Source organism: Haloarcula sp. CGMCC 1.2071 (assembly GCF_037078445.1).
GTDB classification, from domain to species: domain Archaea; phylum Halobacteriota; class Halobacteria; order Halobacteriales; family Haloarculaceae; genus Haloarcula; species Haloarcula amylolytica.
Genome location: NZ_JAYMGY010000001.1, coordinates 455,448 through 474,813, shown reverse-complemented (window position 1 = coordinate 474,813; position 19,366 = coordinate 455,448). Strand labels below are relative to the sequence as shown.

The 19,366-nt window shown below is 64.9% G+C and carries 26 protein-coding genes and 1 tRNA gene; 6 read left to right on the top strand and 21 right to left on the bottom strand.

From position 1 onward, the window contains the following. Positions 1 to 2 precede the first annotated feature (2 nt). The 17 genes from VI234_RS02470 to VI234_RS02390 are packed head-to-tail and all read right to left on the bottom strand — an operon-like array spanning position 3 to position 8,811. Positions 3 to 395: a 30S ribosomal protein S8 gene (locus tag VI234_RS02470; protein WP_004516956.1), complete on the bottom strand. Its 393-nt coding sequence runs from the start codon at positions 393 to 395 to the stop codon at positions 3 to 5. 2 nt (positions 396 to 397) lie between these two features. After that, positions 398 to 583: a 30S ribosomal protein S14 gene (locus VI234_RS02465; protein WP_008312921.1), complete on the bottom strand. Its 186-nt coding sequence runs from the start codon at positions 581 to 583 to the stop codon at positions 398 to 400. Next, on the bottom strand, positions 580 to 1,113 hold the full coding sequence (locus tag VI234_RS02460; RefSeq protein ID WP_336329134.1) for a 50S ribosomal protein L5: 534 nt from the start codon (positions 1,111 to 1,113) through the stop codon (positions 580 to 582). The genes VI234_RS02465 and VI234_RS02460 overlap by 4 nt, the downstream gene beginning before the upstream one ends. Next, positions 1,110 to 1,814 (bottom strand): 30S ribosomal protein S4e, encoded by a 705-nt coding sequence (locus VI234_RS02455; RefSeq protein ID WP_008312920.1) that lies wholly within the window; start codon positions 1,812 to 1,814, stop codon positions 1,110 to 1,112. Before VI234_RS02455 ends, VI234_RS02460 begins: the two co-directional genes overlap by 4 nt. Beyond that, positions 1,811 to 2,173: a 50S ribosomal protein L24 gene (gene rplX / locus VI234_RS02450; protein ID WP_008312919.1), complete on the bottom strand. Its 363-nt coding sequence runs from the start codon at positions 2,171 to 2,173 to the stop codon at positions 1,811 to 1,813. Before rplX ends, VI234_RS02455 begins: the two co-directional genes overlap by 4 nt. 4 nt (positions 2,174 to 2,177) lie before the next feature. Beyond that, positions 2,178 to 2,576 carry a 50S ribosomal protein L14 gene (locus VI234_RS02445; protein WP_004516961.1) on the bottom strand — a complete coding sequence of 133 codons (399 nt, stop codon included), beginning with the start codon at positions 2,574 to 2,576 and terminating at the stop codon, positions 2,178 to 2,180. Then, complete coding sequence (locus VI234_RS02440) at positions 2,576 to 2,929, bottom strand: 30S ribosomal protein S17 (RefSeq protein ID WP_008312918.1); 354 nt, start codon at positions 2,927 to 2,929, stop codon at positions 2,576 to 2,578. The genes VI234_RS02445 and VI234_RS02440 overlap by 1 nt, the downstream gene beginning before the upstream one ends. Beyond that, positions 2,920 to 3,204 (bottom strand): ribonuclease P protein component 1, encoded by a 285-nt coding sequence (locus tag VI234_RS02435; RefSeq protein ID WP_336329133.1) that lies wholly within the window; start codon positions 3,202 to 3,204, stop codon positions 2,920 to 2,922. Before VI234_RS02435 ends, VI234_RS02440 begins: the two co-directional genes overlap by 10 nt. Next, complete coding sequence (gene rpmC, locus VI234_RS02430) at positions 3,204 to 3,419, bottom strand: 50S ribosomal protein L29 (RefSeq protein ID WP_004516964.1); 216 nt, start codon at positions 3,417 to 3,419, stop codon at positions 3,204 to 3,206. Before rpmC ends, VI234_RS02435 begins: the two co-directional genes overlap by 1 nt. Then, entirely contained in the window at positions 3,416 to 4,333 is a 918-nt protein-coding gene (locus VI234_RS02425; RefSeq protein WP_008312915.1) for a 30S ribosomal protein S3, read from the bottom strand. The genes rpmC and VI234_RS02425 overlap by 4 nt, the downstream gene beginning before the upstream one ends. After that, positions 4,333 to 4,800, bottom strand: coding sequence for a 50S ribosomal protein L22 (locus tag VI234_RS02420; RefSeq protein WP_008312913.1), 468 nt, complete (start codon positions 4,798 to 4,800; stop codon positions 4,333 to 4,335). Before VI234_RS02420 ends, VI234_RS02425 begins: the two co-directional genes overlap by 1 nt. Before the next feature lie 2 nt (positions 4,801 to 4,802). Then, entirely contained in the window at positions 4,803 to 5,225 is a 423-nt protein-coding gene (locus VI234_RS02415) for a 30S ribosomal protein S19 (RefSeq protein ID WP_004516967.1), read from the bottom strand. Then, complete coding sequence (locus VI234_RS02410; RefSeq protein WP_336329132.1) at positions 5,222 to 5,944, bottom strand: 50S ribosomal protein L2; 723 nt, start codon at positions 5,942 to 5,944, stop codon at positions 5,222 to 5,224. Before VI234_RS02410 ends, VI234_RS02415 begins: the two co-directional genes overlap by 4 nt. A gap of 2 nt (positions 5,945 to 5,946) precedes the next feature. Continuing rightward, positions 5,947 to 6,204, bottom strand: a complete 258-nt coding sequence (locus VI234_RS02405) for a 50S ribosomal protein L23 (protein WP_004591553.1) — start codon at positions 6,202 to 6,204, stop codon at positions 5,947 to 5,949. Further along, the gene (rpl4p, locus tag VI234_RS02400) at positions 6,201 to 6,941 is read right to left on the bottom strand and encodes a 50S ribosomal protein L4 (RefSeq protein ID WP_008312892.1); all 741 of its coding nucleotides are present in this window, start codon (positions 6,939 to 6,941) and stop codon (positions 6,201 to 6,203) included. Before rpl4p ends, VI234_RS02405 begins: the two co-directional genes overlap by 4 nt. Before the next feature lie 3 nt (positions 6,942 to 6,944). After that, positions 6,945 to 7,961 carry a 50S ribosomal protein L3 gene (rpl3p, locus tag VI234_RS02395; RefSeq protein ID WP_008312890.1) on the bottom strand — a complete coding sequence of 339 codons (1,017 nt, stop codon included), beginning with the start codon at positions 7,959 to 7,961 and terminating at the stop codon, positions 6,945 to 6,947. Positions 7,962 to 7,965: 4 nt separating this feature from the next. Then, a complete protein-coding gene (locus VI234_RS02390; protein WP_004957426.1) occupies positions 7,966 to 8,811 on the bottom strand; it encodes a putative RNA uridine N3 methyltransferase in 846 nt (281 codons plus the stop codon). 349 nt (positions 8,812 to 9,160) lie between these two features. Here VI234_RS02390 and VI234_RS02385 point away from each other — a divergent pair. The 5 genes from VI234_RS02385 (at position 9,161) to VI234_RS02365 (ending at position 12,102) form a co-directional block, all read left to right on the top strand. Beyond that, positions 9,161 to 9,232: transfer RNA gene (locus tag VI234_RS02385), tRNA-Gly, on the top strand. Positions 9,233 to 9,539: 307 nt separating this feature from the next. Next, on the top strand, positions 9,540 to 10,190 hold the full coding sequence (locus VI234_RS02380) for an HVO_2922 family protein (RefSeq protein ID WP_008312886.1): 651 nt from the start codon (positions 9,540 to 9,542) through the stop codon (positions 10,188 to 10,190). 118 nt (positions 10,191 to 10,308) lie between these two features. Beyond that, positions 10,309 to 10,641: an MTH1187 family thiamine-binding protein gene (locus VI234_RS02375; RefSeq protein WP_008312885.1), complete on the top strand. Its 333-nt coding sequence runs from the start codon at positions 10,309 to 10,311 to the stop codon at positions 10,639 to 10,641. A 24-nt stretch (positions 10,642 to 10,665) separates the two neighbouring features. Then, a complete protein-coding gene (mch, locus tag VI234_RS02370; RefSeq protein ID WP_336329131.1) occupies positions 10,666 to 11,598 on the top strand; it encodes a methenyltetrahydromethanopterin cyclohydrolase in 933 nt (310 codons plus the stop codon). A gap of 6 nt (positions 11,599 to 11,604) precedes the next feature. Further along, a complete protein-coding gene (locus VI234_RS02365) occupies positions 11,605 to 12,102 on the top strand; it encodes a hypothetical protein (protein ID WP_008312883.1) in 498 nt (165 codons plus the stop codon). 12 nt (positions 12,103 to 12,114) lie between these two features. On the opposite strand, the gene VI234_RS02360 is transcribed toward VI234_RS02365, so the two are convergent. The 3 genes from VI234_RS02360 to VI234_RS02350 form a co-directional block, all read right to left on the bottom strand. After that, positions 12,115 to 13,746 (bottom strand): GTPBP1 family GTP-binding protein, encoded by a 1,632-nt coding sequence (locus VI234_RS02360; protein ID WP_336329130.1) that lies wholly within the window; start codon positions 13,744 to 13,746, stop codon positions 12,115 to 12,117. Between the two features lie 265 nt (positions 13,747 to 14,011). Continuing rightward, a complete protein-coding gene (locus tag VI234_RS02355; protein ID WP_014040882.1) occupies positions 14,012 to 14,695 on the bottom strand; it encodes a phosphoglycolate phosphatase in 684 nt (227 codons plus the stop codon). A 37-nt stretch (positions 14,696 to 14,732) separates the two neighbouring features. After that, the gene (locus VI234_RS02350) at positions 14,733 to 15,302 is read right to left on the bottom strand and encodes a J domain-containing protein (protein WP_064287673.1); all 570 of its coding nucleotides are present in this window, start codon (positions 15,300 to 15,302) and stop codon (positions 14,733 to 14,735) included. Between the two features lie 574 nt (positions 15,303 to 15,876). Between VI234_RS02350 and VI234_RS02345 the strand changes: the two genes are divergently transcribed. After that, positions 15,877 to 18,978: an adenosylcobalamin-dependent ribonucleoside-diphosphate reductase gene (locus VI234_RS02345; RefSeq protein ID WP_336329129.1), complete on the top strand. Its 3,102-nt coding sequence runs from the start codon at positions 15,877 to 15,879 to the stop codon at positions 18,976 to 18,978. Positions 18,979 to 19,060: 82 nt separating this feature from the next. Here VI234_RS02345 and VI234_RS02340 read toward each other — a convergent pair whose 3' ends face one another. Continuing rightward, positions 19,061 to 19,351, bottom strand: coding sequence for a DUF7526 family protein (locus VI234_RS02340; RefSeq protein ID WP_008312878.1), 291 nt, complete (start codon positions 19,349 to 19,351; stop codon positions 19,061 to 19,063). Positions 19,352 to 19,366: the final 15 nt, after the last annotated feature.

Here is a 19,366-nt window from a genome sequence, read left to right as displayed (position 1 = left end):
TGTTAGTATACGTACGCGATGACTTGGCCACCGACGCCCTGCTCACGAGCCTCGTAGTGGCTCATGATGCCGTGGCTGGTCGTGACGACGAGGGTCCCGTAGTCACGGGCGGGGAGGAACCGCTTCTCCCACTTCTCGAACTCGTCAGCGCCCGCAGAGTAGCGGGGCTTGACCGGGCCACACTCGTTGATGGCTCCTTTCAGTTCGACTTCGAACTCGCCGGCTTTGCCGTCGTCGACGAAACTGAATCCGTCGATGTACCCGCGGTCGTAGAAGACCTCGAGGACGCTGCCGATCTCGTTCGAAGCGGGCGATACTGTCTGCTCTAAGTGCCCGACGCTCTCGGCGTTGTTAAGCGCCGACAGTGCGTTGGCAAATGGGTCGTTCCCTGTCATTGTTAGCTGTACTTCTTGAAGCCCATGCCCCGCGAAATCTCGCGGAAGCACTGGCGGCACAGCCAGATGTCGTACTTGCCGACGAGTCCCTGTTCGCGACCGCAGCGCTGACAGGACTCGAGCTGGCCAGTTCGCTCACTGGTTGCCGTCTCGGAATCGGGCTCGTCTGTGGTTTCACTTTCGCTCATTCGCTCACCTCCACGTCGTAGGTCGACTCGATGAAGGCGACCGCGTCCGCCGGGTTGAGTCGATGCTTCGTCGGAATCGAGCGCGACGCCTTGTCGCGCTTTGCGACGCGGTAGCCGGGGCGGACGAGGTTGACCGTCACGTCCAGCCCGTAGATTCCGATGCTCGGGTCGTACTCCTGGCTCGGGAACTCGGTGTGTTCCTCGACGCCGAAGCTGAAGTTGCCGGTGTCGTCGAACTGACTCGTCGCCAGTTCGGCCAGCGGCAGCGCCGTCTGGAGGAACTCTTCGGCCATCTCGTCGCGGAGCGTGACCTTCGCACCGATGGGGTCACCCTCGCGGATGTCGAACTCGCTGACGGTCCGTTTGGCCTTCGTTCGTACCGGCGTCTGCCCGGTGATTTCCCCGAGGATGTCCTCTGCGTTGGCGAGGTCGCGGCCACCGTGGCCGATACCCATGTGAACGACGACCTTCTCGATGCGCGGTTCGCGCATCTCGTGGAAGTCGCCGCCGGACTCACTCTCGGAGCTCATTCGTCATCACCCGTGAAGTTCTCGTCGATGACGACGACGTACTCTTCGACCGTCTCGAAGCCCTCGCCGTTCTCTTGAGAGACGATGACATTGTTCTGGGCCGACCCCGGCGTCACCTGAATCTCCTCGATCTCGCCGACTTCGCCCGCGTGGGCGCCGTCGACGGCGGTGACGAGCGCGCCCTCTTCGTACTCGAAGTGGGCGACGATTTCGCCGTCCTCGTTGCCGACGACGATGGAGTCGCCAGCGTCGTAGGTCTGGTCGTCCTCGACGATGAGCGTCTCACCGTCGTGGAGGCCCAGCTGGACGTCGCCACCGGAGACGTGGGTCTTGGTGACGATTTTACCGAGCTTGGACTCGGCCGCGTCCGGGTCGATTGCGGTCAGCGCCAGCCGACCACCCTCGCCGGGGAACACGCGGTAGTACTCCTCGCGCTCGGTGAAGGCCAGGATGTCGAACATCCCGACGGGGCGTTCCTCGTCGGAGATGGCCTTCCCGTTGATGAGGACGTTGTCCTCGTTGAGGGCGTAGCGGGCTTCTTTGCGGTTGTCGGCGTAGCCGAGCACGTCCCGAAGGACGATGAGTAGGGGAACCCCGTCCTCACCGTGCGGGCCGGCGCCGGCTTTCACCGTAAACGTCGCGGTCTTGCGCTCTACGGGCCAACTGTCCGGCACCGAGAGTCGCTTCTGGTGGTTACTCATGCGGAATCATCCTCCGAATCGAGACGGGCCTCGCGCTTCTCGTCTTCGAGGTCCAGGTCCGTCACGCGGACGTTCGAGGTGTCGAGCGGTCGCGGGACTTCCTCGCCGTCCGTCTTTTCGAGCGTGACGTCTTCGACGTGGATGACGGCCTTGTCGAGGTCCACCTTCAGGACTTCGCCTTCCTCGCCGGCGAAGTCGCCACGGAGCACCTCGACGGTGTCACCAGCGTTGACGCGGACGTTGCGCTGGCCGTACTCCTCGCGGAGGTCGGCGCTGAGCGTCGCCCGGACCTGCTTGTGCCGCTCGTGAAGCGGGGCACGTCGTTGACTCTTGCGTTGTTTGTCTGGTTGCTTGCTCATGGTTCTATACGATCATCGTCGCTGCTGATGCCACACTGCCGAATCGCTGTGCGACTTCCCGTGCGATAGGACCTTTCAGCTCGGTCCCGCGCGGGTCCTCGTTCTCGTCGACGATGACGGCCGCGTTGTCTTCGAACTTGACGCGGGTGCCGTCGGGTCGACGGATCGGCTTTCGCTGGCGGACGACGACGGCTTCGAGCACCTGGCGACGCATTTCGGGCGTCCCCTTGGTGACCGAGACCGTGATCTTGTCGCCCAGCCCAGCTTTGGGGTGGCGGTTCTTCGTTCCCGAGTAGCCGTGGACGGAAATGACCTTGAGTTCGCGCGCTCCCGTGTTGTCCGCACACGTAATGAGCGAGCCCTTCTCGAGGCCTTGCGTGACGTCAGCACCGAGTGCTTCCATCAGGCATCACCGTCCTGTTCGTCGTTCGCGGCCTCGTCCGAGCCCGCGCTAACGACGACGTGGCTTTTCGTTTTCGAGAGCGGTCGACACTCTGCTATCGTGACCGTGTCACCGACCGCGAGGTCGAGACAATCGGGTGCGTGAGCCGGAACGCGGCTCCGCCGCTTCATGAAGCGGTCGTATTTCGGCACCTTCACGTCGTACTCGCGCTCGACGACAACGGTCTTCTCCATGTCAGTGGAGGCTACCTCGCCGTTCAGTGTCTGTCCGCGCACGGAGAGCTCTCCGTGGAACGGGCAGTTCTGATCGGCACAGGTTTCCTCCGGTTCCTGTACGTTCAGTCCTAGCGCCATAGTGAATCTCCTGTGTTCTCTGTGCGACGAGCGGGACGCGCGACGAGTCGGTCGCCGTCGACCCGGACTCGCTGTCCGGAAACGGCAAAGGCGAAAGTCGCGCTGTCCTTCGGCACGTGCCACACCCGGTCGGCCCCCTCGATTGTCAGCATCTGTGTCGTCTCCATGACGACAGTTCCGCTGATACCGATGGCGTCCGGGTTGGACGCCGCGACGACCTCACAGTCGAGGCCGACGAGTTCGTGTCGTGGGAGCGTCTCGGGTGTCAGTGGCATTATTCGTTCTCCTGCAGGTCGCCTTCTTCGCCCTGAATCGTCTTGATGCGGGCGATGGCCTTCCGCAGCTCCTTGATGCGACCGGGGTTTTCCGGTGCACCACCCGCGGCCTGCACGGCCCGGGCGTTCAGCAGTTCGGTCTTCAGGTCGTCGAGTTCCGCCTCGCGCTCGGCGGGCGTCATGTCCCGAATCTCCTGGACGTGGAGGACGGTCATTCGTCGTCAGCCTCCTCGTCGTCCATTTCGTCCATCAGCTCTTCGGCTTCCGCCTCGACGTCCTCGTCGAGTTCCTCGTCGACAGCGTCTTCGAGTTCGTCGACGTCGACGTCCTCGACATCGTCGTCAGTCGGGACCTCGACGTCTTCCTCGACGATTTCCTCGTCGACGAACTCCTCGTCAGCCTCGGACTCGTCGTCGGCCCCGGTGGCCACGTCTTCGTCGAGTTCCTCGGCCGTCTCGCTGTCTTCGGGCTCGCCTTCGAGGAGTTCCTCGACAGACTCGCCGTCGGTGTCGGCCACGTAGTCCTCGACGTCGACATCCTCGTAGATCTCGAAGTCGTCGGGGAGCTCAGCGTCCGGCGGGATGATCTTGACTCGGACCCCGATGGTACCGAGCTTCATCACGGCGACGCCGACACCGCTGTCGACGATTTCCTCCGCGGGTTCGCCGTTGTGCTTGACGTAGCCGCGGTTGAACTTCTCCACGCGCGAGCGTGCACCGGTGACCTTCCCGGAGAGGACGATCTCTGCGCCGAGCGCGCCCGACTCCATGATACGGTCGATGGTGGTGTGGCCCGCTTTGCGGAAGTACCAGCCACGCTCGAGTGCGTTGGCCAGTCGGTCCGCGACGATGCGGGCGTTGAGGTCCGGCTCGTCGACTTCCTGCACGTCGACTTGCGGGTCGTCGAGGTTGAATCGGTCCTCGAGTTCCGTGGTGATCTTCCGGATGTTCTTCCCGCCCTTGCCGATGACCATCCCTGGCTTCTCGGCTTTGAGCACGATCTGGGTCCCCATCGGCGTCTTGGCGACGTCCATGCCGCCGTAGCCGGCGCGACCGAGTTCCTCTGCGAAGAACTCGTCGATCTGGGTCCGCTGGAGTCCGTCCTCGATGAACTGTTGTTCGTCGGCCATTAGTCTTCGACCTCCGGCTCTTCGAGGATGAGTTCGACGTCGACCTGCGGGCTGTTCCACGCCGAGGCACGCCCCATCGCGCGGGGCTTGCGACCCTGCTGCTCGCCGACCTTGTGGGCGGCGACGTGCGTGATCGTCATGGCCTCACCGTCGAAGCCCTGGTGGTCGGCGTTGCCGACCGCGTTCTCGAGCAGGTCGAGGAAGGCCTTGCTGGCCTTCTCCGGGTATCGTCCGGCGTCCCAGCCGTCGACCTTGCTTTTGTGGCCGACGCCCGAGTTGTGCTGTTTGAACGGAACGGGCTGGTCGCCCTCGATAACCGCGTCGAGGTAGTCGACAGCCTCGCCGGCCGTTTTGCCCTTGATTTCGCGGGCGATGGCCTTGCTGTGCTTGAAGCTCATCTGCCGCTCCCGGAGCATCGCTTTGGCCGTCGTGTCCGGGTCGGCTTCGACTGAGTAACTGATTCCCATGATTATTTGAGCGGTACGAACTTCGAGGAGCGTGTCGCTCCGATACCGGCCTGACCGTGTTCGACGCTACTCCGTGTGAGCTGGAACTCACCGAGGTAGTGGCCGAGCATCTCGGGCTCGACTTTGACACGCTCGAAGTTCTGGCCGTCGTGGACGGCGAAGGTCAGCCCGACCATCTCCGGGACCACCGGCATGTCGCGCAGGTGGGTCCGGATCGGGTCGTTGGCTGTCTCCTCTTCGCCGGCCTCGCGGGCCTTTTCGAGGAGCTTGTGTTTCTCCTCGGTCAGGCCGCGTACGATACTTCGCCGCTGTCGAGCGGGGAGCAGTTCCGCGACTTCCTCGAGCTCCATCTCCTGCAGCTCGTCGAGCGTGTGGCCGCGGAAGGAGAACTCTCCTTCGTGGCCGATTTGATATTCTGAGCTCATTCGTTGCCACCTCGACCAGTTCGCTTCGAGGCGATGTCCCCGACCTTACGGCCAGGCGGGGCGTTCCGCGAGATGGACTTGGGCTTGCCGGGGTGCTGGCGGCCGCCGCCACCGAACGGGTGGTCGACGGCGTTCATCGCCACACCGCGGACGTTGGGCCACTTCGTCCCTCGCGCTTTCATCTTGTGATGCTTGTTGCCAGCCTTCACGAACGGCTTGTCAGTTCGGCCGCCACCGGCGACGACGCCGATGGTGGCACGACACTGCGGGTCAAGCCGCTTCATCTCCCCGGAGGGGAGCTTGACGACCGCGACGTTGCGGTCGTGGGTGAGCAGCTGGGCGTTGACACCCGACGCGCGGGCGAACTTCCCACCGTCACCGGGGCTGGATTCGACGTTGCACACCGGGACCCCCTCTGGGATCTCGGCCAGCGGGAGCGTGTTCCCGGGTGCGATTTCGGCGCTGACGCCGACCTGTAGCTCGTCGCCCACCCCGACGCCTTCCGGCGCGAGGATGAGTCGGCGGTCGCCGTCTTCGAACTCGACGGCGGCGACCGGGGCCGAGCGGGCAGGGTCGTGCTCGATGTCGACGACCGTGCCGGCGACGACGTCGCCGTCCTCGACCTTGCGGTGCTCCAGATTCGCCTTGTAACGGTGCGACGGGGCACGGAACGTGGAGGTCCCGCGGCCGCGCCGTTGTCCTTGGATTCGTCGTCCCATCGTTAGAACACCCCAATTCTGGAGGCGACTTCCTGGGCGTCGTCGTCCTCGGAGAGGCGAACGACGGCCTTCTTCTCGCCGTCCATCGTGTTCTGCGTGTTGACCTGTTCGACTGTCACGTCGTACTGCTCCTCGACGGCGTCGGCGACCTCGCCCTTGGAGGCGCGGTCGTCGACGGCGAACTGGAGCTTGTTCTGGAAGTCCATGTCGTTCATGGCCTTCTCCGTGACGTGTGGGTGCTTGATGACATCCCAGCTCATCGCTCGGCCACCTCCGCGAGTGCGGATTCCGTGAAGACGGTGAGTCGACCGGGCTCGCCGCCGGGCGCGAGGTCTTCCGTGTTGACCTCGCTGGCGGTCGCCACGTCGGCCCCCGCGAGGTTGCGGGCGGCCGTCGACGGCTCGTCGCTGGTCACGAAGAGAATCGAGGCGGGGCGACGGTACTTCCGTCCGCGGGCCGAGCCCTGTCCAGCCTTGATCTTCGTGTCGTCGGCGCGGTCGATGTCGGCGTCGACGTCGAGCGCCTCCAGCAGCGAGACGACTTCCTGCGTCTTGACGAGGTCCTCGAAGTCGTCGGAGACGACGACGGGCACTTCGTCACGGTCGAACTCGTGGCCGCGGTCGGCGACGAGGTCGGCGTCGGCCGTTGCGGCCAGCGCCGAGCGAACGGCCAGCTGCCGTTCCTTGTCGTTGAGGTCGAGCGAGCGGTCCTTCTCGGCTTTCGGCGGGTGGGCGCGTCGCCCCTTGACCGCCTGCGGGACGCGGCGGGCACGGCCGTCCTGCTTCGGGACGTGTGCCTGGCCGCGGCCGCTACCGAAGGACTCGGCCGGCGTTCGGAGGCCGGCGTACTCGTCGGACCCGTAGTCCTGCTTTCGGTTGGCCTGTGCGGCACGTACAGCTTTGCCGATGAGGTCGGTCCGAACCGGCGTCTCGAAGACGTCCGGCAGGTCGACCTCGCCGTCTGTGTTGCCGTCCAGGTCGTAGATTGTTGCCTGCATAGGTTATCCCTGGTTCGATTCGTTAGAGACGTAGCGCACCTCGGGGTCGAGGCGCGGCTGGTCGTTCGGACGCACCGCGGGCCGGAAGCGCACCAAGCGCTTGTCCGGACCGGGCACGGAGCCCTTCACGAGCGTGTACGGCCCATCGACCTCGCCGTAGTTGACGAAGCCACCGTCGACGGTCGGTTCGTCGCCGTCGCCGATGTCGATGAGGCGCTTGTTGAGCTCGGTGCGCTGGTGGTAGCCGGTCTGCCCCTGCTGGGGGACCGTCGAGCGCACACGGGACGGGTTCCACGGACCGAGGTTGCCGATCCGTCGGCGCCATCCCTGGCGGGCGTGCTTGCCTTTCCGCTTCTGGACGCCCCATCGCTTGACGGGACCCTGCGTCCCCTTGCCTTTCGTGACACCGGCCACGTCGGCGTACTCGCCGGCGCGGAAGATGTCGTTCATGGCGTGTTCGCCACCGTCCTCGACGAGGTCGAGGGCGTGGTCGAGGCGGTCCGAAACGGACCCACCGCCGACGCGAGTCTCCATCACGTCGGGCTTTTTCTTCGGGACGCTCGGGACGGCGTCGGGGACGGTGTGCGTAATGAGTCGCACGTCCCCGAGGTCACCGGCCTCGAGTGCGTCTCGTACCTGTTCCTCAGCAGCGTCCGGGTCGTGGTCCTCCGGAACGTCCAGGGTCCGGTCGAGTTCCGAGTGGAACTCGTCGGTCCAGACTTCCGTCAGCGGACGCTGACCGTACGGCGTGTCTTCGTACGCTCGCAGGGCGACGGCGCGCATCGGCGGCGTCTCGATGACTGTCACCGGGACAGTCTCCTCCATCCCCTCGCGGGGGGAGTTGGGTTCGTCGTTGACGAGCACGACGTGTGTCATGCCTGCCTTGTAGCCGGCGAACCCTTGGACGCCCGGCTGCCCGTCGTCAGACGGCCAGCTGTTGAAGCGAGGTGTCTCGCTCGTCGAGCGCTTGCGCGGGCCGAAGCCCAGCGAGCCTTTGCGTGGTCTGCTTGGTTGTGGCATTCGTTTACTCCGTGAGGGTTAGACAGGTGAGGGAGGCGAACAGAGCTTCCTCCGTTCGCACGACCTCACTGCCCTGGTTCGGAACCGTATTCAGCCAGAGGTCGAACCCTTCTGGTTCGTCGCTCGTCTGGTCTCCCCCGACGGCGTCCGGGGCAACGTCGAGTATCGACGGTAACCCGCGCTCGGGTGCCCCGAAGGCGACGGTCATGCCGCCCTCGGCGTCGCGCCGCTCGGCCAACTGGCCGAGACGGGTCGACGTTACCGGCTCGCCGTATCGCGAGGACGCGATAGTGAGCCCGGCATCGTCGCGCGAGAGTGCCGCATCGAGGTCCGCGGCGACAACGTCGAATCCCGTTGTGGGGGCGTCGACGAGTTTCGCCCGGACCGGCCGTCGCGAAGAGACCCTGACGGTCACGCGCTCCCCCTGTTCCACGTCCATATCCGCTGGGACGGGAAGGGAGATCGGGTGTTGCATGCCGCAATTGACCCGGACGCGCCCATCAGCTCCGACCTCGGTCACGATTCCCTGTCTTAACGACCCCGAACCCTCAGATCCGGAGCCGGTCTGTGAACGCACGCGGAGCGGCGGCAGGACGCCGACGTACTCCAGTTCGTCCCGCTTACCCCACATCTCCTTTCGGAGGTGCGGGGGCGTCGCGGCGTACCGCAGCACGGTTTCGACGAACCCGTCTTCCCACTTGCCCGCCCCGTCAGGGTCGGGGTACACTGTCAGCCGATCAACCCGGTAGACCGCGGCCGCGCGGGCCACGTAACCGAGCTTGCGAGTTGCCTCGCGTCTGTCTTCGGCTTCCCGTGCGAGGGAAGACGGCACGAGTACGCTGGTCGTCATGCCGTGACGCTTCCACGTCGCGCCACTAGACTGTGCCGATATCTCCCCTTCCCGGGCTTAAAAAGGCCCCGTTTCGCGTTCGCGATGCGTCGCGTTCACATGGTCCGTCATGCCGGTTCGGGACCGATGGGACCGTTCGCTGGATTGCCGCTTCCGAAAGGCCATGCCCCGTGACGCCATCACACGATACGGCTCTCAGACGGGGCGGCGATTGCCCTCACTTCCCATGGTTTTCCCCGGAAAACGGAAGGCTTTTTACTCTCACCCCCGCCAGATTTGATTGCAACGAGGCGTTGCGCGCTGGTACCGAGCGGCCGACGGCCGCAAGGGTCAGTGCAGAACGAAGTGCGCGCTGGTAGTGTAGTTGGTATCACGTGACCTTGCCATGGTCACAACCTGGGTTCAAATCCCAGCCAGCGCATTTCTACGACGAACAACTCCACCGAGCACCGCGTAGCGTGTGCTCGTAATCTGTGAGTCATAAAATCGAACTGGATTTGAATCCTGCCAGTCGCAGCGCCCACAACGAGCGTAGCGAGTGAGGGCGACCGTCTGGCTCCGGTTCAAATCCCAGCCAGCGCATTTCTGACGACGCAAACCGACGAGCGATGCGTCCCTTTGAGTCATCTGATTGCACACCACGTATCGAGGGTTCCCCTGAGCGACTATCGCATTGCCTGACAGATGGGGAGTACCATTATTTGCTACCCCATCGACAGTCCGGTTGTATGACAGACGAGACGGTCCACGAGTCACAGGAGACGCGGAGTCGAAGAGGAATTGCGTCGTACTTCCGACGGCTGGCGAACAGACTCAGCCGCGGTGAGCCGGCCCCGGCAGATGAGGAACAGACTGTGACGGTCACGCCGCCGGCCGAATCCGAGTTCGAGGTGGAGGTCGAGCAGGAAGACGGCACTGTCTCACTTGAAATCGATATGCAGTGGGACGAAGACGAGGGGGAGGTAGCGACTGACGTGGCTGCGAGCAAGGCCACGTTCGAGGTGTACGAGGACAACGCCGAGCAGTACCGCTGGCGGCTCGTCCACGACAACGGAAACATCATCGCCGACAGCGGGGAGGGCTACGCCTCCAAGCAGAAAGCCAAGCAGGGCCTCGAGAGCGTCAAATCCAACGCGCCCGGCGCGTACGTCGTCGACGAGTCCAAAGACGACGACGGTGTTGTCGAAGAGGGGGGCAGCAAAGCGACGTTCGAACTCTTCAAAGACAGCGAGGGCAAGGCGCGCTGGCGGCTCCGCCACGACAACGGGGAAATAATCGCGGACTGCGGGCAGGGCTACGCCTCCAAGCAGAAGGCGAAGCAGGGCCTCCAGAGCGTGAAGACGAACGCTCGCGGGGCTCCGGTCGAGGAAGGCGAGTAATCGTTCCGAACAGCGGCGGCTTCTTTAGTCCAGTCTGACAGCGGGTAGCGTCACGCGAGCACCACGGCGGGTCGCGTACACCACAGCGGTTAGGTCGCGGGCGCGCGTGAAGACCGATATGACCTGCATAGGGTTTCTCTCGGTCGCACCGGTCATCGAAGGCAGCATGTCCTCCTACGTCGCCGACGCCGTCGCGGCGCTGGAGGCGTTCGACGTCGAGTACGAGACGACACCGATGGGGACCATCATCGAAGCGGAGGACAGCAAGGAACTGTTCGCGGCCACCCACGCGGCTCACGAGGCCGTCGGCGAGCAGAGCGACCGCGTGAGCACGTTCCTGAAGATCGACGACAAGCGGACCGTCGACCAGCAGGCACAAGACAAGGTCGACGCCGTCGAGGAGCATCTGGGTCGGGCGGCCAGAAGCGGCGCGACCGAAGGCGGCAATTAAAGGGAAGGGTGCCAAAGACGGCGTATGGATAGTCTCAATCGGATGGCCACGGAACTCGTCGACGAGGCCATCGACTTCGCCGACGAGCTCACGATAGACGTACACGCGCTGGAGGGCGACGCCGCGGTGCTGGACTTCGGCGTCGAGGTCCCCGGCGCTGTCGAAGCCGGAATGTTGCTCGCGGAAATCCAGACGGCCGGGCTGGCGACGGTCCAGTCCACGATGGCCACCGTCGACGGCGCGCCGCTGAACCACGTCGAACTGTCGACGGACCACCCGGCGCTGGCCCTGCTGTGCTCGCAAAAGGGCGGCTGGGAACTGGCCGTCGACGGCTTCGAAGCGCTGGGAAGCGGTCCCGCACGCGCGCTCGTCGCTGAGGAGGAGGCCTTCCAGCGCATCGGCTACCGCGAGGACGCCGACTTCGCCGTGCTGGCCCTGGAAACCGACGAACTGCCGGACGAGGACGTTGCGAGCCAGGTCGCCGAGCGCACCGGCGTCCCCGAGACGGGCGTGTTCCTGCCGTCGTTCGCGACTGCGAGTGTCACCGGGAGCGTCGTCGCCGCGGCCCGGGCCGCCGAACTGGCCGTCTTCCGACTGGCCGAACTCGGCTTCGACCCGGTGTCGGTCCTGTCGGCCAGCGGCCGCGCGCCGGTCGCGCCGGTCGCCGGCGACGAAGCGACCGCGATGGCCCGGACCACGGACGCGCTCGCCTACGGCAGCGAGGTCCACCTCACCGTCGACGAGTCCCTCGACCGCTTCGACGAGGTTCCTTCCGTCGCGGCCGAAGAATACGGCGAGCCGCTGGAAGGCGTCTTCGAGGACGTCGACTGGGACTTCGCGGAGCTCCCGGTCGAACTGTTCGGCCCCGCCGCGGTCACCCTCGACGTGGTCGGCGGCGACACGCACGTCGTCGGTGAGACGAGCGAGGGCGTCTTGGCCGAGAGCTTCGGCCTGTAATCGGGTATGCGTTACAAGGTCGCGCCGCCGGCCCGCTCGCACTCGTTTCTGGAGAGCGCCAGAGACGCGATTCCGCTCGTCCCCGACAGCGAGGCCGACTGCTGTCGCGCGATTCAGACGGCGACTGACGTGTCCGACCGCGAAACGGCCCAAAAATATCTGGTTTTCCTACAGGCGCTGGGACTGGTCGCCGAGAGCGACCGGGGCTACTACAGGACGAGGACCGACCCCGACCGGGCGGCCCTCGCGACGGCCTTCGAGGAATCGGTCTTCGGCGTCGACGTGCTCCTCGCCGTGCTCGGTTCGGAGCCGGTAGAGGCTGCCGCTGCGTTCGATGCACTCCGAGAGGAGATTCCTCGCTGGGAACGTGAACGTCACACCGACTGGGAAGCCGTCTGGCAGGAGCGCACGGCGAACCTGCTGGAGTGGGCTGTGATATTGGGACTCGCCGAGAAAACGGACGACGGTTACAGACAGCCGACTGAAGACGGGACAGACCAGTGAGACAGCGGGCCGCTACTCGGCCGGGTCGGTGTCGGTGACGGTCCCGACGCCCTTGGAACTCCCCTCGCGGAAGACGAACTTCTGGCCTTCCTCGACGAGATACGAACGGAACTTGAACCGGACTCGGGCCTTGCCCGCGTCGCCAGGGAGCAACTGCCCGCCCTCTGGATAGAAGGCCGCAGCCTCGCTGACCGTTTCGAGGTGGACCACGGGTTCGTAACCGTCACCGATACGGGTCGGATGGTTCAACACCATCACCTCGGCCTCGAACTCCTGGACGGGCGATGGGTCGGCGTCGCTCGGCAGCAGGACCATCCCGCGCTCGATGTCCGCCTCGCGGACTCCCTTCAGCGCGATGCCGACGATGCGGCCGGCCTTGGCCTCGTCGACCCGGTGGTAGTGCATCTCGATGGACCGGACCTCCACCTCGCGGAAGCTCCCGTCCTGCATCGGCCCGAGCAGCAGTTCGTCGCCGGCTTCGACCTCGCCGGATTTGATGGTGCCAGAGGCGACTGCGCCGACCCCCTGAACGTTGTACGTCCGGTCGACGTACATCCGGAAGTCGCCCACCTCGCCGGCCGTCTTGGGTAACGCCTCGAACATCTCGTCGAGGTCGTCCAGCCCCGCCTTGGTGACGGCACTGGTGGTGACGACGGGGACGACGGTTTCGGAGATTTCGTCGATGGCCGTATCGACGCCGTGTCGCGCCACCCGGAGCGGCGTCTTATCGACCTCTCGCAGTGCCTGCTCGACGGAGCGTTCGACCTCCGCGACCCGTTCCGCATCGACCAGGTCGGTCTTGGTGATTGCGACAATGGTCGGAAGGTCCGTCGCCAGCAGGATGCCGAGGTGTTCGCGCGTGGTTTCTGTCACTCCGTCGTCGGCCGCGACGGTCAGGAGACCGTAATCGAGTTTCTGGCCCACGAGGCCGCGGATCGTCGTCCGTAGCCATGGCTCGTGGCCCACAGTGTCGACGAAGGAAACGAGCCGGTCGGATGCTTCGACGACCCGCGCGCGGTCGTCCTTCCGATGTGGGTTGTCCATGCGGATCGGCTCGCCGTCCTCGTCGAAGCCGTAGACGCCGTAGGAGAGGTCCGCCGAGAGACCTCGGTCGACCTCGTGTGGCTGAACGTCCAGAAAGCCGCGTGTCCCGCCTTCGCCGTCGTCAGCGTCGCCGGTGACCAGCGACCCCACGAGCGTGGATTTGCCGTGGTCGACGTGGCCGGCTGTACCCACGACGATGTGGTCGTCGTCTGCGAGGACCGATCCCTCCGAAACCGTCGCGACGCCCACGATGCCGTCGGTGACTGTCGCCCCGTCTTCCGAAACGCCGTCGACGCCCCACGTTTTCACTTCCTCGATGTGCGCGCCGGCCTCCTCTGCCAGCAGGCTGAGTACGTCCATCGACTCTGAGAACTCCGCCGGCGAGATGCCGGCGAGCCCGCCGTCGTCGGTGACGCCGACGACGTACGTCGCCTCCCCGTCCCCGGAGAGAACGCGGTGGCGGAGTTGCGCTGCGAGGGATTCGAGTCGCCCCTCTGACAGGTGGAGATCTTCGGTGAGCCGTTCTTTGAACTCGACGCTGCCGCCCTCCCGCTCGCCGCGGTCAAGCGCGCGCCGGAGGACGGCCCGGTCGGGGCTCATATCCTCCCGTTACTGTGGGGCAGATATAAGCCTTCCCCGGATTTACGGCTCCAGAGAACTCCTGAGCGCGGTGGCTGAGTATCCCTCTCACAGTAGCGGTCGGCGGATATTTATACGCGAAGGCGCGGCCAGACCGGGTCGTGGACTGAGCCGCCACACGGAGTTTGCGGTTGTGTGACGCCGCTCCGTGTGCTGGGTTGCGCCGATGGTGTCTCCTGTTTGCCTATCTGATTAGCGACTGGTCTAAAAGTGAATCACACGACTGTCACTCCCGGTACGGCGCGACTGCTTCGAGAAAGCCGTCGCCGTAGGTCCCGTCGGTAACCCGGTCGGCGCGTTCGAGCGCTGTCTCGTCGGCATTGGCGACGGCCACGGCCTCTCCAGCCAGGTCGAACATCTGGGCGTCGTTCACTGAGTCGCCAACGGCGAGGAACGTCTCCGGAGCGAGGTCCAGTTCAGCACACACCGCTTCGAGGCCCGTCCCCTTGTCGACGACCGGGTCTGTAACGTGGTACGCGAAGCCGGTGTCGAGGACGACGAGCCCGCGTGCCGCGGCCAGGTCCTCCAGCGGTTCGAGCGGCTGGTCGAGCGACACGACGAGTTCCGTCTCGCGCCATCGGTTTGCCAGGTCGACCTGTCCGAACCCCAGGTCATGGCCCAGGTCGCGATAGGCCTCGCCGACCGCGAGCGCCGCCTCGTGGTCGCCTTCGAGTCTGAGCTCGTCGGTAGCTTCGACGAACACCACGCCGCCGTTCTCGGCGACGACCGTCCGTTCGATGCCGAGAAACTCACAGAGCGCAATTGGAAACGGCATCGCTTTTCCGGTCGCGATGACGACGCGTGCAGGCCACTCGCGAAGGACCGGCATGACGCGGGGGTCAATCGCTCGGCTTTCGTCAGTCAACGTTCCGTCGATGTCGACGATGAGCGGCGGCGTGTCGTTGTCCATACGTCCGGGTTCGGAGCGCCGCATATGGGAATTGCGGTCAGTCGTCAGTCAGCGTTTCGTAGGCCGCTTGCACCTGCTTGAACTCCCTTTCGCTCCCGCTGTCAGTGTCGGGGTGGACCTCCTTGACTTTCTCCCTGTAAGCCCGCTTGATCGTCCCCTGATCGGCGTCCGGCTCGATGCCGAGCCGCTGGTAGGCCTCCGCCGGACTCGGTCCCGACGACTGAACCCGCTGTCGGCGCTGCCGGCCGCCCGCTGCCTGGCGACGCTGTCGCTGCCGCCCCTGGCGACGACGCTGGCCACCCTGCGACGCTCGCGAGCGGCGCGCTCGCCGGCCGTCTCGTGGCGGTTCCCATTCTTCGCGTGGGCCGGCCCCGAACCCACCGCGGCGGGCGTTCCCCGTGTTCTGTGCCGCCTGTCGTTCGACCCGCTCGTAGAGGCTCGCGGCCATCTTCCCGCTGAGGTGGTAGTACATGAAATACGTCGACGCGCCGAACATGAGCGCCAGGAAGAGCACCGCGGGATTGATCACGAGGCCCACCGCTGTCAGGACGACTGTCAGGCCTCCAAACACCACTGCGATTCCCTTGGTGAGCCCGTCGTACTGCACGCACACTCCTTCGGTCCACAGACCTGTAAGCGTCCCGCCTCTCGCCTTCCATTCGGTCCGGCCTCGAACTGAATACCGGGCACGTTCCCGGATGGCACAGGGACGAACTGAGCTACCACCACACCATATCGACACCGCACGGACTGACAGGCCTGTTTCATCGAAACCGCACTACGGCGGGGCGTCTGACACAGCCTTATTACATCCCTACGCACTGTTGGCGAGCGTATATCCTCACCCGCAAACCCCCGCCAGTTTCCATTGGATATCTCGCTTACGTCTGGTGGTTCACAGGGCCGGGGTTTCACTTTCACCTCGGTCTGGACAGTATTAAGGAGAATCGACGGCATCTATTCCGTTGTACGCGGCTATCGTTTCACGCGTCACCAGCACAGTTCGTCGAGTACCGTAGCCACGACTCCCGAGATTGCTACGGCCGCCGCCGAATCGCAGACAAGAAGGATTAAACGCTATCGATGAATACGTATTCGCCGCCAGAAATGACAGGATCACGGGTAGCTACGACGAGGGGTATCGACCGACAGACGGCCGCTGTCGGGAGGAGGAGCGGGCGATGAGTAACAGCGACCTTTCCGCCGACGAGATCACGCTCCCGATCAAACGTACCGACGGTGACACTATCGAAGAGCGACTTACAGGCAACGCCTACCACAACATCCTCCCGGCTCGCTACCTCCGGAAGGACGCCAACGGTGACCTCATCGAGGAACCCGAAGATCTCTTCGACCGTGTCGCGAAGAACATCGCGCTCGCCGAGGCCGTGTTCGAGGCCAACAAGCAGGACGTCGACGTACACGTCTCGCCGGACCAGCTGAAGCCCGACCACCCGCGCCGCGACGAACTCGCCGACGAGGTGTTCGGCAAGGGAACGTCCGTCGACGACGACGTCGAGACCGAGCTCTCTGTCTACAACGTCAACAAGTTCGCCTACGAGACGGTCGTGCCGGAACTTCCTGAGGGCGTCCGCGACCACGTCGAATCGACCGCCGACGCATTCCAGGAGCAGATGGAGCAGCTCTCCTTCATGCCGAACTCGCCGACGCTGATGAACGCTGGCGACGAACTCCAGCAGCTTTCGGCCTGTTTCGTCGACTCCCCTGGTGACGACATCGACGACATCCACCAGACCGCCAAGGAGGCCGCACAGGTCTTCCAGTCCGGCGGTGGCATGGGCTACGCGTTCTGGAAGCTCCGCCCGTACGGCGACCCCGTCGGCTCGACCGGCGGCATCGCGTCCGGCCCCATCACGTTCATGCGGACGTACGACCAGATGTGCGAGACTATCGCCCAGGGTGGCGCCCGCCGCGGCGCACAGATGGGCGTCATGCGCGTCTCCCATCCGGACGTCATCCAGTTCATCCACGCCAAGAACAAGGACGTCTCGCTCGCCGAGACGCTGCGCCTGAACGACCCGGACGACTTCACGCACAACTCCTTCGCCGAGGCGCTGGAGGAGGCCCGCGAACTCATCGACGACGACGGAAAGGTGCCAAAGCACCTCCGCAACGCCGTCGAGGGCCACCTCTCGAACTTCAACATCTCCGTCGGCGTCACCGACGACTTCATGGAGGCGCTGAAGGCCGGTGAGGAGTTCACCTTCACCAACCCGCGAACGGGCGAGGCCCACATCGCCACCGAGGAGACGAAGGAACTGTACGACATGTTCGGCCTCGGCGAGCACGTCGAGGTCGGCGAGGAGCTCTCGATTCCGGCCGAGGAACTCTGGGACGACATCGTCGAGGGCGCTCACGAGAACGGCGAGCCCGGCGTCATCTACCTCGAACGGGTGAACAAGCAGCACTCCTTCGACGTCGAGGAGCACCCCGACCACGAGATTCTCGCCACGAACCCGTGTGGCGAACAGCCCCTCGAGGAGTACGAGGCCTGCAACCTCGGGCACATCAACCTCTCGACGCTGGCCGCCGAAGACGCGCCGGACTGGCGCGTCTGGTCGGACCAGCACGCCGGCGAGTACGACTCGAAGGAGGCAGCTATCGACGCGTTCCTCGAGGACGCCATCGACTGGGAGGAGTTCGACCGCCGCATCGAACTCGGTACCCGCTTCCTCGAAAACGTCGTCACGATGTCCGACTTCCCGGTCGAGAAGATCGAGCAGAAGGTCCGGGAGATGCGCAAGATCGGCCTCGGTATCATGGGCCTGGCCCAGCTGTACATCCAGCTCGGCGTCGCCTACGGGACCGAAGAGGCCAACGAGATCGCCCGCCAGACGATGCGCCACATCAACCACGGGTCCAAGGCCGCGAGCCACGAACTCGCCGAGGACCGTGGTGTCTTCTCCGAGTGGGAGAACTCCAAGTACGCGAACCCGACGGACTACCCCGAGTGGTTCGAGAAGCAGACCGGCGAGGACGCCGGCGACTGGGCTGACGGCTACCCGATTCGGAACCACAACACCACGACCATCGCCCCGACCGGGACGACTTCGATGATCGGCAACACCACCGGTGGGTGTGAACCGATCTACAACGTCGCCTACTACAAGAACGTCTCCGACGACGTGCAGGGCGACGAGATGCTCGTGGAGTTCGACGACTACTTCCTCCGCGCGCTGGAGGACAACGACATCGACGTCGAGGCCGTCAAACAGGAGGCCCAGGAGCAGATGGCCAACAACGAGTTCGACGGCGTCGACGGGCTGACGACCGTGCCCGACGCTATCGGCGAACTGTTCGTCACCACTGGCGACCTCTCGGCGAAGCAGCACGCGGGCATCCAGGTGGCCTGTCAGGAAGGCGTCGACTCCGCCATCTCGAAGACGGTCAACGCCCCGAACGACTCCACGACCGAGGACGCCGCCGAAGTGTTCGAGTACATCTACGACCACGGCGGCAAGGGCGTCACCTACTACCGCGACGGCACCCGCAGCAAGCAGGTGCTGACGACGCGCGCCCAGAACACGGAGTTCTCGGACATGGACGCCGACGAGATCGTCGCCCAGATCGAGGAGGTCTTCGGCGGCATCGAGGGCTTCCTCGAAGACGAGGCCGTCCAGGCGGCCATCGATGATTCCATCGAACAGGTGCTTGGTGTCGCCGACGGGGACGCCGAGTACGCCGAGAAGCAGACTCGGCCGGACGTACTCCACGGCGTGACCCAGCGCATCGACACCGGCTACGGGAAGCTCTACGTCAACATCAACGAGGACCCCGAGGCCGACCGGCCGTTCGAACTGTTCGCCAACATCGGCAACTCCGGCGGCTTCACCGCCTCCTTCACCGAGGCGCTGGCCAAGACCATCTCGACGGCGCTGCGCTCGGGCGTCGACCCCGAAGAGATCGCCGACGAACTGCAGGGCATCCGGTCGCCGAAGGTCGCCTGGGACAAGGGCGAGCAGATCCAGTCCATCCCGGACGCCATCGGCACAGCCCTGCGCCGCTACCTCGACGGCGACGTCGACAAGGCCTACCCCGACCAGACTACGCTGGAGGAGACTGCCGAGAAGGCCGACGGCGAGACCGCCACGCAGACCCAGACTGACGGCGGTGCGGCCGCCGCCGCATCTGACGCAGGTGGCGACCAGCAGGACATCATCGACGCCGGCGAAAGCCCGGAGTGCCCTGACTGTGGCTCGCTGTCGCTGTACTACTCAGAGGGTTGCAAGACCTGCGAGTCCTGTGGCTGGTCCGAGTGCTGAACGCTACCGCCTGAGACGCGGATTCTGATTTCGACGCGCCTGCGGCCGTTCTTTTCTGTCCGCGCTGTCCCGTCGCGTTCTGCTATCGAAATTCCGTCACGTCGTACACGCCAGAAATACCAGTCTCTTCGACAACCGCCATTATTTCTGCGCCCTCCTCGGCCGCCGAGTCCGCGACGAGTGTCACCGGCTCGATAGGCTGGCGGCGGAGAAAGGCCGCGATCCGTTCGAGCCACGATGGCTTCCCGCCCTTGCGACAGACGATGACGTAGCGCGAGTCCGCGAGCGACGCCATCTTGGGCTCGAAGTCGTAATCCTCGTGCTCGGCCGGCTCCACGACGTGGATGACCTCGCCGGCAATCGTCTCGTCCATACCCACGATAGCGAC